Source organism: Chryseobacterium oleae (genome assembly GCF_900115055.1).
In the GTDB taxonomy this organism is placed as follows: domain Bacteria; phylum Bacteroidota; class Bacteroidia; order Flavobacteriales; family Weeksellaceae; genus Chryseobacterium; species Chryseobacterium oleae.
Map to the genome: position 1 here is coordinate 177,901 of NZ_FOVD01000009.1, position 15,111 is coordinate 193,011.

The following is a 15,111-nucleotide window of genomic DNA, read 5'->3' on the forward strand; positions in this document are numbered from 1 at the left end:
GAACAAATGAAAAAGAGGTATACGGTAAAAAAGTATAATCCTCAGGGAAAAATAAGTGCAGAACAGATTGCAGAATTGAAAGAGATTCTTAATCTAAGTCCATCTTCAATCAACAGCCAGCCATGGAATTTTATTTTCGTGAATACACCTGAATTAAAAGCACAACTGGCAGAAGCATCTTATTTCAACAAAGAAAAAGTATTGGAAAGCAGCCATGTGATTGTATTCCAAATGATGAAAAATCCGGAAGAATTTGAAAGACAGATCGAAGAAAATCTTCCTGAAGGTTCCGTAAATTACTACAGAACCATGGTAAAACCCAACGGTGAAGAGGCCATCCGTTCATGGTTTGGACATCAGGTTTATCTATCGCTGGGTGTTTTTCTTTCCGCATGTGCAACGATGGGAATTGATTCTACTCCGATGGAAGGAATTGAGCCTGAAAAATATGATGCCACCCTGAAAAATGATTCTTACGAAACACTTTTCGCTGTTGCGATTGGTGAAAAAGCAGACAGTGACAGCAATCATCCGGCAACAACTCCTAAAAGAAGACTGAATCGTGAAATGGTGATTTTAGAATCTTAATATTTCTGATATTTCCACAAAAAATAAAAGCTGTTTCAGGAGAAACAGCTTTTTGTATTATAGTACTTTCAATTCTAAATCGATGGTCTTTCCGAAGAATTTCTTAGAGATTTTCTCAAAGTTTTTCGTCAGATCCGAAAGATAGAAATGATAGTTCGGTTTTGGGTTATTATCATTCAGCAGGTGGTATTTATCCAGGATGATCTTCAGATGATTGGCTACAATATTGGGAGAATCGATCACGCGGACTCTGTTTCCGTAATACTGCTTGATCTCATCGATCAATAATGGATAATGTGTACAACCAAGAATCAACGTTTCAATATTTTTCAGCTTTTTATTGCTCAGATAATTATAGATGATCGCATGCGTGATCGGGTGATTCTTGAATCCTTCTTCAATGGCAGGAACCAGCAAAGGTGTGGCAAGTTCATCTACTTTAATCCACTTATTCTGCTTTCTGATGCTTTTTTTATACAGTCCTGAATTCACCGTTGCTTTCGTTGCAATTACGCCTACATTATTATGAATCTCATAGGCTACTTTTTCAGCAACCGGATTAATAACGTCGATGACAGGAACCTTCCCGTTCACCGACTGCATTACTTCATTCAAAGCATTCGCAGTAGCCGTATTGCAGGCAATAACAATCGCTTTACAGTTCTGTTGAAGCAGGAAGTTGGTGATCTTAGTAGAATATTCAATGATGGCGTCTTTGGACTTTTCACCGTACGGAAGGTGCTTGGTATCTCCGAAATAAATCAGGTCTTCATGAGGAAGCAGTCTTTTGATTTCTTTGGCTACGGTAAGTCCTCCCACCCCACTATCGAAAATACCGATAGGCTGGCTTGGTGAAAGATATGAATAGTCTTGTTTTTTCGTTTTCAAGTGAACTGAAATTTTATACAAAAATACGAAGATTTTTAGATTTCTGTATTCCTGATTCCGGACTTTATTTGTACAGTACTAGTTATTATGCTTAGATATTATGCTTCGACTTCGCTCAGCATGACATCGCTAATACTCATTGTTTCGAAAAGTATTCAATATGTAATTAAACAATAAATAAATCAGAAGCAATTCCATCCGCCATAAACCAATGTTTTTCCGGGATTTTAAGGTGATTGTTTTCTGTAATAAGAATACCTTCCTCTATTTTGGATTGTATTTCACGTCGGAAATGTTCAAGAGTCTGTTCGCTGAACTTACTGTTAAGGCTTTCAATATCTACACCCCAGATTGTTCTCAACCCGATCATAATCATTTCATTAAACTGATCGTTCTGTGACAGGATCTCCTCTTCTTTGGCAAGAAATCCACCATCAAGCTTTTTAATATACTGTTGATTATTGGCAACGTTCCAGCTTCTGACATCAAATCCGTTGTAAGAATGTGCGGAAGGGCCTATTCCAAGATACTCTTTATACTTCCAATACGAAGAATTATGTCTTGAATAGAAGCCCGGTTTCGCGAAATTAGAAACTTCATAATGCTCAAATCCGTTGTCTTTTAAGAAATCCGACAGATAATAGAACTCTCTATTCTGTTCTTCTTCCCTCGGACTGGCGATTTTTCCCTTTGCTATCCAGTTTTCCAAAGCTGTTTTCGGTTCAACCGTCAGGGCATAAGATGAAATATGGGGAACTTCAAGAGCAATCGTTTTGTTTAAATTCTCTTTCCATATCTCCAGATTGGAGGTTGGTGAGCCATAAATCAAATCGATGCTTAAGTTTTCAAAGCCAAAATCCTGTGCTCTTTTGATAGAACCTTCTGCTTCGGAAGCATTATGGGCGCGGTTCATTAACCTTAAATCTTCATCAAAAAAACTTTGGGTACCAATAGAAAGTCTGTTAACCGGAGATTTTGCCAGCTGTTGAAGAAAATTTTTATCCAGATCATCGGGATTGGCTTCTAAAGTAACTTCAATATCCCGGTCAAAACTGAAATATTTTAACACTTCATCAATCATTGAACTGATCTCATCTGCAGAAAGAATAGACGGTGTTCCGCCTCCAAAGTACAGTGACTTTAAATTTTTATTCTGCAGTTCGTCTTTTCTCAGACGGATTTCGGTCTTCATGGCACTGATCATTTCATCCTTAAAGTTCAAAGATGTGGAAAAGTGAAAATTACAGTAGCTGCATTTCTGTCTGCAAAACGGGATGTGAATGTATATCATAAAAAAAGCTCTGAAAATTTCAGAGCTCAAATTTATTTAAATTAAATCAGATTAATATCTATATCCTCTATGATTAATAAAGTTATCGAAGTTATAACCTAAGCTCAACATAAAGCTGTTTCCACCATACGTCTGGATATCAGACATTCCGATGTTGTAAGTTGCTCCAATCATTAATTTATTAATTCTTACTTTAACAACCGGTGCCACCTGTAACTGCTGGCTGTCAAATCTGTTCTGTACCGTTCTGTAGCTTACACCGGCAGAGAATGAATTGACATCGTTAAAGAAAGTTGCCATTAAGTTATAGTCGATCATTCTTGTTGAATTCGTATTCAGGTTGATCAACGCTGATGGCGATACGTAGATATTGTCAGCAAAATGCCAGTCATATCCTAAGTTTAAGAAGAATTTAATTGGTGAAGGCTCGATTCCGTTTACGATAGCCTTATCATTGCTTAACGCGATATCATTTACAGAGATCCCTGCAAAGATGTTTCTGTACGTTGCCGCTGCACCAAAGTTGGCATAAGCCATAAAAATATTCCCTTCTTTCCCGATCAATAAAGGATCGTAACCATCTTCAACATTCACTGAAGTATAGTCGAAGTTCATATTATAAAATGAAACACTAGTACCGAAAGAGAATTGGTCTTTTCTTTCTCCTTCACTGCTTAGTGGAATAAAGTATGAAGCTCCCGCTGTAATACCGCCTGCAGAAATAGGTCCATTACTGTCTCTGAAAATAGAGAGCCCTGCTCCCACTCTGTCGAAGATGTTCCCGTTGATTCCTATAGACTGCGTATTTGGAGAATCGCTAAACTTGTCAAATTGTTTGTGGTAATTAGCATTGAGCTGTACGTAATCGGTCTTTCCGTACTGAGCTGGGTTGAACAGAAAATCACCATCCAAAAGATATTGCTGATAGTATGGTAGTGATTCCTGTGCTTTGTATGCATTTGACAAAAGAGCTAAACATACGATAGCATATAGTTTTCTCATAACAAATCTTGATTTCAATTCAACAAATATAAAAAAATTCTCAATATATTTTTAGTTTTCTAAATAATTTCTCCATTTTTTTACAGCATCCGCCATATCTTTCGGCATTGGGCTCTCAAAATATAATTCCTTTTTCGTCGTTGGGTGTATAAACCCTAAAGTGTGGGCATGGAGTGCATGCCTCGGAAGAATTTCGAAAACATTTTTTATAAACTGCTTATACTTAGGTATATTCACTCCTCTTAGAGGCGTATGACCTTCATATCTTTCGTCATTAAACAGCGTATGGCCAATATGTTTGAAATGAGCACGAATTTGGTGCGTTCTTCCCGTTTCAAGTTTACATTCTACCCATGTCATATATTTGAAACGCTCTAAAACCTTGTAATGCGTCACCGCATGCTTTCCATGGCTTCCGTCTTCATAAACCGACATCTGCATTCTGTTTTTGGGATGTCTCCCGATATGCCCCTTAATGGTCCCTTCATCTTCCTGAGGATTTCCCCAGACAAAAGCCCAGTATAATCTTTTTGTCGTTCTGTTAAAAAACTGTTTCGCCAAAAAGCTCAGTGCATATTCATTTTTTGCAATCACCAGAAGTCCGGAAGTATCTTTATCAATTCTGTGAACAAGCCCTACTCTGTCCAGATCAGATTTTTCACCGCTCTTTTCAAAATGGAAAGCCAAAGCATTCACTAAAGTCTTATCCCAGTTTCCATGACCAGGATGTACTACCATTCCCGGTTCTTTATCCACCACAACCAAATCATCATCTTCATAAATGATATTTACAGGAATATCCTGAGGAATGATGACATTTTCTCTCGGCGGATGGGCAAGAAGCACTGAAATCTGGTCACCAGGCTTCACACGGTAATTTTGTTTTACCGGAGCTCCGTTTACCACCACATTTCCGGCTCTGCAGGTCTGTGAGATTTTATTACGTGAGGAGTTTTGTCTGTATATTAATAAGAACTTATCAATCCTTAACGGCTCCTGGTTTTTATCGACTTTGATGTTTACATGCTCATAGAGACCTTTATTTTCCTCATCAATATCGATATTCTCGAGACTGTCGGACTCTACTAATTCTTCATCTAAAAAGTCTTCGTTATCTTCTGCCATTGTTTTATTTTTTTTACGCAAAAGGCCCCAACATTTTGCAGTTGAAGCCTATATTTTATATAATAAATCGTTATTATTCTACGACTACTTTTTTAGCTTTTGGCTTTTGAGCCGGTTGCTGAGTGGTTCCCGTGGTAGCCTGTTTATTTCCTGAACCCTGGTTGCTTGCTGCAGTAGATTTAGGCTTTTCAGCCGGGATTGAGGCAGGTTTAGTACCTGTGGCTCCATTATTCTTGGCTGGTTCTGTCTTAGTCGGTTCTGGTTTAAAAACTTCCTTTTTAGGCATAGGTACTGCTGCAGGCGGATCATAGCTTGGTTCCGGATGGTTGGGAACTTCGTCATAATGTACCGGAGGCAATGAAGTATCTACCTTCATACGGTAAATTGCATTCAGCTGCTCTACTTTCGCTCTAAGCTCAGCAGGAGTTCTCTTACTGGCCCAAAGGTCGATCTGCATTCCCTGGTCTCTTACATCCCCTGAGGCCGGATCCTGATAATAGATAATATCGGATTCGTCTTTGCTTCCGTCTTCATGCTCTACCAGTCCCACTTCAAACATACTTTTCAAAATAACGGCTCTGGCTTCTTTTACAGAAAGCCCTACCACGCTAGGAATAGAAATATTTCTCATAGGTCCGGATCCCACGACAACATCAATTACAGAGAATCTCGGAAGACGTGATCCAGGATTGACAGCATTACCTTTATATAATACTCTTAAAAGAGCATCTTTCTGAATACTCGGTTCGTAGATGGTATCGCCAATCTTCAGACCTACCTGATCCAATCTCTGGAACGCAAGTCCTGAATATTTGTTGATCACATCCGGAACGGTAATGGGAGCCCAGGTTCTTGGGTTAACAACAATTCTTACCAGCGATCCTGGCTTTACGCGGGAACTGGATAAAGGGTGCATCTTTAAAACCTGAAAAGGCTTATATTTAGGGTTATACTCTGCACTGTCTACTTCATATTCAAGACCTGTATCCTCTAATATTTTTACGGCATCGTATACCGATTTATTAATAACATTAGGCACAGGAATTTCCTGACCGTGCTTGGTATGATATTCCAACCAGCGGAAAGTAAGCCACACCAACCCCACAAAAACACCGATGGCGACTACTAAATTCAGTAAAACTTTCCAATTGAAAAGTGATTTAAGCATACTTAAAAATACTTTAATTATAACGGCAAATATAGCTAATAATTTTAAATGTCCTTTTATTTAACACAATTCATTTTGAATTTTAAAATTTCTGAATTTCCCTTATTGCATTACATAAAATGATTAAATTTGCCTTAATTGATACTATAATGGTTATGAGCAAAAAAAGTGTTGCCGTTGTCATGGGAGGCTATTCAGATGAATATGTGGTTTCCTTAAAAAGCGGTCAGTTGATCTACGATTCTCTGGACAGAAATCTATATGACGTATATAAAGTAGTCATTCTAAAAGATGAATGGTATTTTTTAGGAGACAACGACAAAAAATATGAAATCAACCGCGGAGATTTTTCAGTGACATTAGATAATAATGAACAATTGAAATTTGATGCCTGTTTCAACATTATCCACGGAACTCCTGGTGAAAACGGAATTCTTCAGGCCTATTGGAATGCCATCGGGCAGAAGTATACCGGCTGTGATTTCTATCAAAGCGCTTTAACCTTCAATAAAAAAGATACTTTGGCGGTATTGTCAAAATACGGAATTCCTTCTGCTAAAAGCATTTATTTAAGAAAAGGAGAAGAGATCAATACAGACGAAATTGTTGAAAGTCTTGGGCTTCCGGTTTTCGTTAAACCCAATCAATCCGGATCCTCTCTGGGAATTTCAAAAGTAAAAGAGAAGTCAGAATTAATTGCTGCCACAGAAGTCGCGTTCAAAGAAGATAACGAAATCCTTATCGAAAGTTTCCTCGACGGAATGGAAGTTTCGGTAGGCGTTATAGATTACAAAGGTGAAACCATTGTTTTGGGAATCACTGAAATTGTACCTACCAATGAATTCTTTGATTATGAAGCTAAATATGAAGGCGCTTCAGAGGAAATTACCCCTGCAAGAATTGATGATGCCACCAGAATCAGAGTGGAAGAAATCTCAAAAAGAGCTTACAATTCCCTTGGTATGAGCGGTTTTTCAAGAAGTGAATTCATCCTTATGGACGGCATTCCCTATATGCTTGAAATGAATACCAATCCTGGATTCTCTCCGGCCAGCATTCTTCCGCAACAAGCTAAAATTTACGGCATATCCATTACAGACCTTTGCGGAAACGAAGTAGAAAAAGCGTTGAATAAATAATAATAGAAGTTAGAAATCAGAGGTTAGATTTTAGTGGATGGAAGTTTGAATATAGGCAATAGAGGAAACAATCCGAAACGCGTATCCCGAAACTCGCCACTTAACTCGCACCCCGTAACTCATCATAACACGTAAAACATGAAAATTGCTGTTTTCCCCGGATCATTTGATCCTATCACCCTGGGACATTATGATATTATTGAAAGAGCGGCTCCGCTTTTTGACAAACTGATTATTGCGATCGGGCAGAATTCCCAAAAAAAATATATGTTTCCTCTTGAAAAAAGGATGGAATTTATCCAAAATTCCGTCGCCGAATTCCCCAATGTGGAAGTCGATTTTTTTGAAGGATTAACGGTAGATTATTGCTTTGAAAAGGATGCACAATACATTCTCAGAGGCTTAAGAAATCCTGCCGATTTTGAATTTGAAAAAGCCATTGCCCACACCAACAGAACACTGGCTCATAAAAAACTGGAAACCGTATTCCTATTAACCTCATCCGGAAAATCTTTCATCAGCAGCAGTATTGTAAGGGAGATCATCAATCACGACGGAGAATACGAACTGCTGGTTCCGGACTCTGTCAGGGTAGAGAAAAAAGCAAAATAAATGATCAACTATAAATGATAATTGATGACATGGCCGAAAATTTGCAGATGCAGAAATCATTCATCGATTATCATTTATCAATCATAAATATATGCACGAACAGTTCAATTTTGCCATAGAGGTACTTGGAACCATTTCCTTTGCGATGTCGGGGAGTTTTGCAGCGATGCAGAAACGCCTGGATCCGTTCGGGGTACTGATTATCGCATTCGTCACTTCTGTGGGCGGAGGAACTGTAAGAGATCTCCTGCTGGATATTCCTGTTTTCTGGATGCATGATCTTTTAACCTGTGCATTAATCCTCGGAACAAGTATTTTTGCTATGATCTTCAAATCTATCGAAAAGAACTTCAAGGTAACCTTATTTATTTTTGATAGCTTCGGATTGGGATTATTTACCATTATCGGCGTTCAGAAAGGACTCAATGCGGACATTCATCCATTGATATGTATCGCGCTGGGAACCATCACCGGCTGCTTTGGAGGGATTATCCGGGACATTCTCCTCAACCGGATTCCATTGATCTTCAGGAAAGAAATCTATGCAACGGCGTGTATCGTCGGAGGATCTGCATTTCTTCTGATGACGAAGTTTATCCCGCTTTCTTATACACTTATCCAGATCTTCACCATTTTACTGATTGTAGCCATCAGAACGCTTGCTGTGAAATACCACTGGCAGATGCCTAAATTCTATGGGTATGATCATAATTCAGAAATGTGATGTAAAATGAGTTTAAAATAAAAAAAGCACCTGAATCAGGTGCTTTTTTCGTTTCGTATAGTGTTCTTAGAAGAATTTTCCTCTCTGTCTCATATTCGGGTTGTGCATGTGTTTCTGCATAGAAGGCATTTTCAGCTGATCTTTCATCATTTTGATCTGATCCGTCATCATTCCTGCCGTGTCTAATCTCTTAGCCTCATCCAGAAGCTTCTGCCCTTCCTGTTTTCTTCCCTTAGAAATGGCTGCCGCGGCAAGATTCAATGTAGCCATTGCTCTGTCGTGCTTCATATTCAGACCGTATTCCAAAGCTTTTTTCATCAGCGGTTCCACTTTCGCAGGATGTTCCTGAGCTTGGGTCAGTCCCTGTAAATAGTGGAAATATCCATACTGGGATTTATGAAGCTGCGCTTTGTAGTTGGTAATTCCGTTTAACCACTGTGCGGCTTTCTCCATATTTTGTTTTCTCAGCTGCCAGAAGGCAAGAAGGATATATTCATTTTTGATGAAAAGTATAATAGGCAGTGCTGCAAGAAGGAATACTACAATCCCCCAGCCCAGACTTCTTGTGAAAATCATCATATAAAGTCCTAAAAGGATAAGAACTGCTGCAATTACAATTTTTATGTACTTATTCATTGTTCAATTTTAAGAGTGCAAAGATAGAAAATTTAGAGGTTAGAAGCTAGAGGTTACCCGTTAGAATTTTCATAACTACTCAGTCTTGATTCGCTCATACGTTTGAAAGGAGAAATCATATTCATTCTTTTCGTCTTTTTCATGAAAGATCTCTTCCGTTTTTTTCCATACCTTCGGATTGATCTTTGGAAAGAAAGTATCCGCCTGAAGATCAGCTTTCACTAAAGTTACTTCCAGTTTATCTACGATTTCCATTGTCTGTTCATAGATATTTCCACCGCCAATGATGAATACATTTTCATCAATTTTCTTAGCAAATTTTACGGCTTCTTTAATGCTTCCCACGATCAGAATACCTTCCTCAAACCAGTTTTTCTTTCTGGAAATAACGATATTCGTACGGTTCGGCAACGGTTTCCCTATACTTTCATAGGTCTTTCTCCCCATAATAATAGGATGTCCCGAAGTTATATCTTTAAAGTGTTTCAGGTCTTTCGGAAGATGCCACAGCAGTTTGTTTTCAAAACCGATCTCGTTCTTCTCACCCATAGCCACCACTATTGTTGTCATTCTAATAATTTTTTACAAAATTAGCACATAATTTGTATATTTGATTAGCACAAAAAATTAAAAAAAATAAACTATGAAAAATAAAGGCTGCCTGAGCGCAGGAACTATCGGTATTGCTCTGCTAATCATTGTAGGTGTACTATTCTTCTGGGGGAAAAACGGTTATAATAATTTTGTTTCGAAAGAACAGAACGTGAATTCCAAATGGTCTAATATTGAAACAGTATATCAGAAAAGGGCCAATCTTATTCCCAATCTTGAAAGAACCGTGAAATCCTATTCAAAATTTGAACAGGAAACATTAACGAAAGTAGTTGAAGCACGTTCTAAAGCGACTTCTATCCAAATCGACCCTTCGAATATGACAGAAGCTGATCTGGCGAAATTCCAGGCTGCACAGGGAGAACTTTCCGGAGCATTAAGCAGATTAATGGCTGTGGTAGAATCTTATCCGAACTTAAAAGCGGACCAGCAGTACATCAACTTCCAGAGAGAATTTACAGCGATAGAAAACAGCATCAGAACCGAAACGGTTTATTATAACGACGCTGCCAAAGATTACAATACAACGATCAAAACGTTCCCGAACAATATTCTGGCGAACTTTACCAACTTTAAAGAAAAACCATTCTTCAAGGCTGAAGCCGGTGCAGAAAAAGCACCTGAAGTATTTAAATAATGAGCCGTTTTCTGACAAATCAGCAAATCACTTCTCTTGTGGAAGCGATACAGTCGGCAGAAGAACATTCTACAGGCGAGATCCGTATCCATATCGACTCGAATACCGAAACCCAAAATGCACAGACTGCATTTGAAGTTTTCAAAGAACTCTGTATGAATAAAACTGCCGACAGAAATGCTGTGCTTTTTCATGTGAATTTCGAACAAAAATATCTTACCATTATTGGTGATATCGGAATCCATGACAAAGTACACCAGTCGTATTGGGATCACCTCCACGATTATATTACCGCTGAATTTGCCAAAGGAAATTATTATAAAGCTTTAAAAAGCGGCATCCTGGAGACCGGTCTTGAATTAAAAAAACATTTTCCTGTTCAGGGAAAAAACCCCAATCAGCTCTCTAATGAAATTACGTTCTCTTAAACTTGTATTTTCATTTCTACTCTTCTGCTTTTACACTTTTGTATCAGCACAATACACGATTCCGCAAAAACCTGCGGTTCTGTATCCCGTGTTTGATGAAGCAGGACTGTTGACGCAACAGCAAAAAGATGAGCTGAACAACAAACTGATCAAGTTTGCAGATTCTACTTCTACAGAAATTGAAGTGATCATTATTCGTTCCACCAAAGGTGAAGACGTCAATTTTCTGGCGACCATGTTTGGTGAGCAATGGAAAATCGGGAAAAAAGGAGTAGATAACGGGGTCGTTTTCCTTATTGCTACAGAAGACAGAACCATGTCTATCCAGCAGGGACGTGCCGTAGAACAATACCTTACCGCTTCTGTGGCAGGACAGATCCTTGATTATATTGTCACGCCTAATTTCAGACAGGGACAATGGTACGAAGGTATTAACCGTGGTACCTCAGCCATTATGGAGGCCGTTCAGGGGAAATTCAAACCTACGGAAACCTCAGCACCTTCAGGCAAAGGAAATACTTTTAAAATCCTTCTGATTGCCTTTGTCATTTTTATCATTATAGCCTTTCTCTTCGGAGGCAGAGGCGGCGGACGTGGCGGCGGCAATAATGACGACGACGATGTGATTATCACCAGAAGAGGACGCAGAAATTATCCAGGTGGATTCTTCCCATTCCCGGGCAGCTTCGGAGGAGGTGGCTTTGGTGGTGGAAGCTCCGGTGGCGGCGGAGGTGGATTCGGCGGCTTTGGCGGCGGAGGAAGCTTCGGCGGAGGTGGCGCTTCGGGCGGATGGTAAACAGAAATACAAAATTCAATATAATCGGGCTCATGGCCCGATTTTTTATTTAATACGCTAAAATACCATCATTTCTTTGTCTTATTTTAATACTAAATTCAACTTTACATATTAAAAAATTAACAAAACCACTTAAAACCCGTCTTTTAACTAATTTTTTTTCATTATATTTACTGAAAACAGGTTTATGAAGAAGACGCTGGTAGTTTTTGCACATCCCTATTTAGAGCACTCCAATTCCAACGTAGAGCTTTTTAATTTCTATGTCCGTCACCAGCACTTTACCCTCAGAGATCTTTACGAAGAATATCCTGATTTTCATATCGCGGCATTCAGGGAGAGAAAAAGGTTAAGAAATTATGACCGTTTTATTTTTCAATTCCCGCTCATTTGGTTCGGAATGCCTCCTTTATTAAGGTTATGGATCGATGAAGTTTTCGACAGAGACTGGCTCAGAGAAGGCGAAACCAATCCTCTGGAAGGGAAAGAAATCTACATTCTGATCACCACCGGCGGAAAAGAAAGATCATTCACGAAAACCGGAACATACCAGTACACAGTGGAAGAACTCGTCAGCGGACTGATCGTCTCCTTAAAGGTTTTCAAAGCGGATATCAAACATATCAAGATCGTTTACGAAGCCAATAAACTGAGCAAAAAAGACATTATTTTACATAAAAAAGAATTTACAGAACTTCTCAATCAATAGCGTATGGAATCCAGCTTAGCGATGAATACATTACTTTTCTTAGGTGTAGCCATTATTATGGTTCCGCTGGCCAGAAAATTTGGGTTAAGCTCAGTGATCGGATATATTTTAGGAGGTATCATCATTGGTCCTTATGTTCTGCGGCTTACCGGAAAAGATGTCAATGATATTATGCACGCCAGTGAATTTGGGGTGATCATGCTGCTTTTTCTGGTGGGACTGGAACTTGAGCCCCGGAAATTCTGGGAAATGCGGAAGAAAATTATGGGCCTCGGACTGACGCAGATGCTGCTTACTATTTCACTATTGTTTCTCGTTTTCATCAGTGCCGGATGGCGGATCGACAAAGCCATTGCCATCGCGATATGCTTTGCCCTTTCCTCTACTGCTATTGTACTGCAGACGCTTCAGGAAAAGAATAACTTCAAAACCATGGCTGGAGAAGCCTCATTCTCTACCCTTCTATTTCAGGATATTGCCGTGATTCCTATCCTTGCTATCCTTCCGATTATTGCGAATTATAAAGCCAGTCATCACGATAATGAAATTCAGATCATCATCCAGAAGCTTCCGGAATGGCTGCAGGCCGGAACCGTTATTTTAGGGGTTGCTATTTTGATTCTTTTGGGGAGATATGTATTTGTCCCTTTCTTACGATATGTTTCAAAGTCAGGAATGACTGAATTGCTTACCGCTTCTTCCCTGTTCCTCGTGATTGGGGTTTCAGAGCTTATGGCTGCTATTGGGCTTTCTCCTGCTTTGGGAGCTTTCCTTGCGGGCGTTATGCTTGCCAACAGTGAATTCCGGCATGAACTGGAGGCGCAGATCAATCCTTTTAAAGGGCTGCTTCTTGCCGTATTCTTTGTGAGTGTTGGGTCTACTATCAATTTTAATATTATTCAGCAGGATCCACTGTTTATTTTCTCTACTGTTTTTGCCGTATTGGCGGTAAAATTTATGGTCCTGTATGCAATTGGAAAGTTTTTCAAAATCGATACGCCACAGAGTTTATTTTATGCTTTTGCTCTTTCTCAGGTGGGAGAATTTGCTTTTGTCCTGATCAATTACGCTTCGGATCTTTATCTGCTAAGCCCGGAACTTAATGCGCAAATGATGGCCGTCACAGCCATTACCATGTGCATCACCCCTATCCTTCTGATCATTAACGATAAATTCATTACGCCTAGATTCATCAAAGAGATTCCTGATGAAGACAATGATTTCAACATTCTGGACAATGATGTAAGTCAAAAGAAAATCATTATTGTAGGTTTCGGACACTTTGGAAGTACGGTAGGCCGCCTTTTAAAGGCAAATAAAATATCAGCAACGGTTTTGGACCGGGATTCTGACCGGGTGAAGCTGCTGAGAAGTAATGGCTTTAAAGTTTATTACGGCGACGCGACAAGAATTCCCATTTTAAGGGCTGCAGGCATTGAAGATGCGGAAATTTTAGTTTTGTGTCTTGACGACCGGGATGACAATAAATTTATTGCAGATCTTGTACGTGAACATTATCCAAAGGTGAGAATTTTTGTACGGGCCAAGAACAGAATAGATGCTTATGATTATTTAAATAACGGCATTGAAAATATTTACCGTGAAACATTGGGAACTGCTGTTGATATGGCTGTAGACGTTCTTCATGAAACCGGGATGAGAAAATATGCGGCAAGACGTCTGGGACAGAGATTTATGGCTATAGACAAGGCTTCTATCCGGAGATTGGCTAAGGCAAAAGGTGATGATGAGATTTTAAAGTTTACCACAAAAGAATTCCTCCAGCGTGAGGAGGAATTATTAGCTTATGATAATCTTAATTTTGATAATAGAAACTGGGAAGGTTCCTCGTCAGTAGATGACGATGAAACTCCCAACTGATTTATTGAATACTTACGCTTCCGCCACTGCTTTCCTGCTTGGTTACATTTTTAAGTTCTCCTTTTTTGGAAACATCTACACTTCCTCCTGAAGAAGCTTCGGCATTTACTGAATTTACAGCACTTATCTGAAGGCTCGCTCCACTGGATGCATCTGCTTTTACATTGTCTGCAATAAGATTTTTGGCTGAAACACTGCTTCCTGATGAAGAACTGATGTCCGCATTTTTACTTTTCCCGGAAATATCAAGACTTGCCGCTGAAGATGCTTCAATGTCAAGATCCACTGCCCATACTTTTCCACTGTAGCTGCTGCTGCTTCCCGCTGAGATATCGAAATCATTGGCTTCCAGATCTCCGGAAACGCTGGCTGCACTGGAAATATCAATGCTTACTTTATCCTGTGTGAATTTATCTTTAATGCTGATGCTTGCTGCAGAATTAGCCGTAAGCTTTGAGAAATCTTTTGTGTAAATCTTAGCCTTTACATTATGGCTGTTCATCACTCTGATTCCTTTTTTGTAATGAATATGAAGCTTTCCGCCATCGTTGTCCACAAGAATTTCGTTGATGATATTTTCCGGTGCGGAAATCACCACTTTTTCTACGTCAGATTTGATCACCTCAGCATCGATTGCCTGAGAAACTTCTATTTCGTCAAAATCCCCGTTGAATGTTTTTTCTTTAACCGGGCCGTTATCCTTGTCGATTACTTTGTCTACCCACCCATTACCACTATTGTCATTATCATTATTCCTTTTATTATGATTTTCATTGCATGAGGCCATCAGCGCGAAGGCTGACAGCATAAAAAGAGTTGTTGATTTCATGTTTACTGCGTTTATAAATTAAGTTTTTAATATCTTTATACTTTAA

At 39.2% G+C, this 15,111-nt stretch carries 17 protein-coding genes; 9 read left to right on the plus strand and 8 right to left on the minus strand.

Translation table 11 applies throughout. From position 1 onward, the window contains the following. Positions 1 to 6: 6 nt before the first annotated feature. Positions 7 to 588 (plus strand): nitroreductase family protein, encoded by a 582-nt coding sequence (locus BM143_RS21725; RefSeq protein ID WP_394332583.1) that lies wholly within the window; start codon positions 7 to 9, stop codon positions 586 to 588. A gap of 57 nt (positions 589 to 645) precedes the next feature. Here BM143_RS21725 and murI read toward each other — a convergent pair whose 3' ends face one another. From murI to BM143_RS21750, 5 genes are all read right to left on the minus strand, one after another. After that, a complete protein-coding gene (gene murI / locus BM143_RS21730; protein WP_090027261.1) occupies positions 646 to 1,476 on the minus strand; it encodes a glutamate racemase in 831 nt (276 codons plus the stop codon). A gap of 166 nt (positions 1,477 to 1,642) precedes the next feature. Next, on the minus strand, positions 1,643 to 2,767 hold the full coding sequence (hemW, locus tag BM143_RS21735) for a radical SAM family heme chaperone HemW (RefSeq protein ID WP_090027263.1): 1,125 nt from the start codon (positions 2,765 to 2,767) through the stop codon (positions 1,643 to 1,645). Positions 2,768 to 2,818: 51 nt separating this feature from the next. Beyond that, a complete protein-coding gene (locus BM143_RS21740; protein ID WP_090027266.1) occupies positions 2,819 to 3,769 on the minus strand; it encodes a PorP/SprF family type IX secretion system membrane protein in 951 nt (316 codons plus the stop codon). Positions 3,770 to 3,820: 51 nt separating this feature from the next. Continuing rightward, entirely contained in the window at positions 3,821 to 4,894 is a 1,074-nt protein-coding gene (locus tag BM143_RS21745; RefSeq protein ID WP_185116564.1) for an RluA family pseudouridine synthase, read from the minus strand. A gap of 73 nt (positions 4,895 to 4,967) precedes the next feature. Beyond that, positions 4,968 to 6,062, minus strand: coding sequence for a PASTA domain-containing protein (locus BM143_RS21750; protein ID WP_090027268.1), 1,095 nt, complete (start codon positions 6,060 to 6,062; stop codon positions 4,968 to 4,970). Positions 6,063 to 6,217: 155 nt separating this feature from the next. Between BM143_RS21750 and BM143_RS21755 the strand changes: the two genes are divergently transcribed. From BM143_RS21755 to BM143_RS21765, 3 genes are all read left to right on the plus strand, one after another. Further along, positions 6,218 to 7,201 carry a D-alanine--D-alanine ligase gene (locus tag BM143_RS21755; RefSeq protein WP_090027332.1) on the plus strand — a complete coding sequence of 328 codons (984 nt, stop codon included), beginning with the start codon at positions 6,218 to 6,220 and terminating at the stop codon, positions 7,199 to 7,201. A gap of 138 nt (positions 7,202 to 7,339) precedes the next feature. Next, positions 7,340 to 7,813 (plus strand): pantetheine-phosphate adenylyltransferase, encoded by a 474-nt coding sequence (gene coaD / locus BM143_RS21760; RefSeq protein ID WP_047454664.1) that lies wholly within the window; start codon positions 7,340 to 7,342, stop codon positions 7,811 to 7,813. Positions 7,814 to 7,904: 91 nt separating this feature from the next. Then, a complete protein-coding gene (locus BM143_RS21765; protein ID WP_034729928.1) occupies positions 7,905 to 8,537 on the plus strand; it encodes a trimeric intracellular cation channel family protein in 633 nt (210 codons plus the stop codon). A 66-nt stretch (positions 8,538 to 8,603) separates the two neighbouring features. On the opposite strand, the gene BM143_RS21770 is transcribed toward BM143_RS21765, so the two are convergent. Both BM143_RS21770 and BM143_RS21775 read right to left on the minus strand, forming a co-directional pair. Beyond that, positions 8,604 to 9,173 (minus strand): hypothetical protein, encoded by a 570-nt coding sequence (locus tag BM143_RS21770; RefSeq protein WP_090027270.1) that lies wholly within the window; start codon positions 9,171 to 9,173, stop codon positions 8,604 to 8,606. Positions 9,174 to 9,248: 75 nt separating this feature from the next. Next, a complete protein-coding gene (locus BM143_RS21775; RefSeq protein ID WP_034729924.1) occupies positions 9,249 to 9,743 on the minus strand; it encodes a dihydrofolate reductase in 495 nt (164 codons plus the stop codon). 73 nt (positions 9,744 to 9,816) lie between these two features. On the opposite strand from BM143_RS21775, the gene BM143_RS21780 reads away from it, so the two are divergent. The 5 genes from BM143_RS21780 to BM143_RS21800 all read left to right on the plus strand — a co-directional run bounded on the left by BM143_RS21780 (position 9,817) and on the right by BM143_RS21800 (position 14,236). Then, entirely contained in the window at positions 9,817 to 10,422 is a 606-nt protein-coding gene (locus BM143_RS21780) for a LemA family protein (RefSeq protein ID WP_034729922.1), read from the plus strand. Continuing rightward, on the plus strand, positions 10,422 to 10,850 hold the full coding sequence (locus BM143_RS21785) for a TPM domain-containing protein (RefSeq protein WP_185116565.1): 429 nt from the start codon (positions 10,422 to 10,424) through the stop codon (positions 10,848 to 10,850). The genes BM143_RS21780 and BM143_RS21785 overlap by 1 nt, the downstream gene beginning before the upstream one ends. After that, entirely contained in the window at positions 10,831 to 11,646 is an 816-nt protein-coding gene (locus BM143_RS21790) for a TPM domain-containing protein (protein WP_090027274.1), read from the plus strand. Before BM143_RS21785 ends, BM143_RS21790 begins: the two co-directional genes overlap by 20 nt. Positions 11,647 to 11,833: 187 nt before the next feature. Next, positions 11,834 to 12,355, plus strand: a complete 522-nt coding sequence (locus BM143_RS21795) for an NAD(P)H-dependent oxidoreductase (RefSeq protein ID WP_034729916.1) — start codon at positions 11,834 to 11,836, stop codon at positions 12,353 to 12,355. A 3-nt stretch (positions 12,356 to 12,358) separates the two neighbouring features. Continuing rightward, positions 12,359 to 14,236, plus strand: a complete 1,878-nt coding sequence (locus BM143_RS21800; RefSeq protein WP_090027276.1) for a monovalent cation:proton antiporter-2 (CPA2) family protein — start codon at positions 12,359 to 12,361, stop codon at positions 14,234 to 14,236. A gap of 1 nt (position 14,237) precedes the next feature. Here the strand turns inward: BM143_RS21800 and BM143_RS21805 are convergent, their stop codons facing one another. Beyond that, positions 14,238 to 15,065 carry a head GIN domain-containing protein gene (locus tag BM143_RS21805; RefSeq protein ID WP_090027278.1) on the minus strand — a complete coding sequence of 276 codons (828 nt, stop codon included), beginning with the start codon at positions 15,063 to 15,065 and terminating at the stop codon, positions 14,238 to 14,240. Positions 15,066 to 15,111 lie beyond the last annotated feature (46 nt).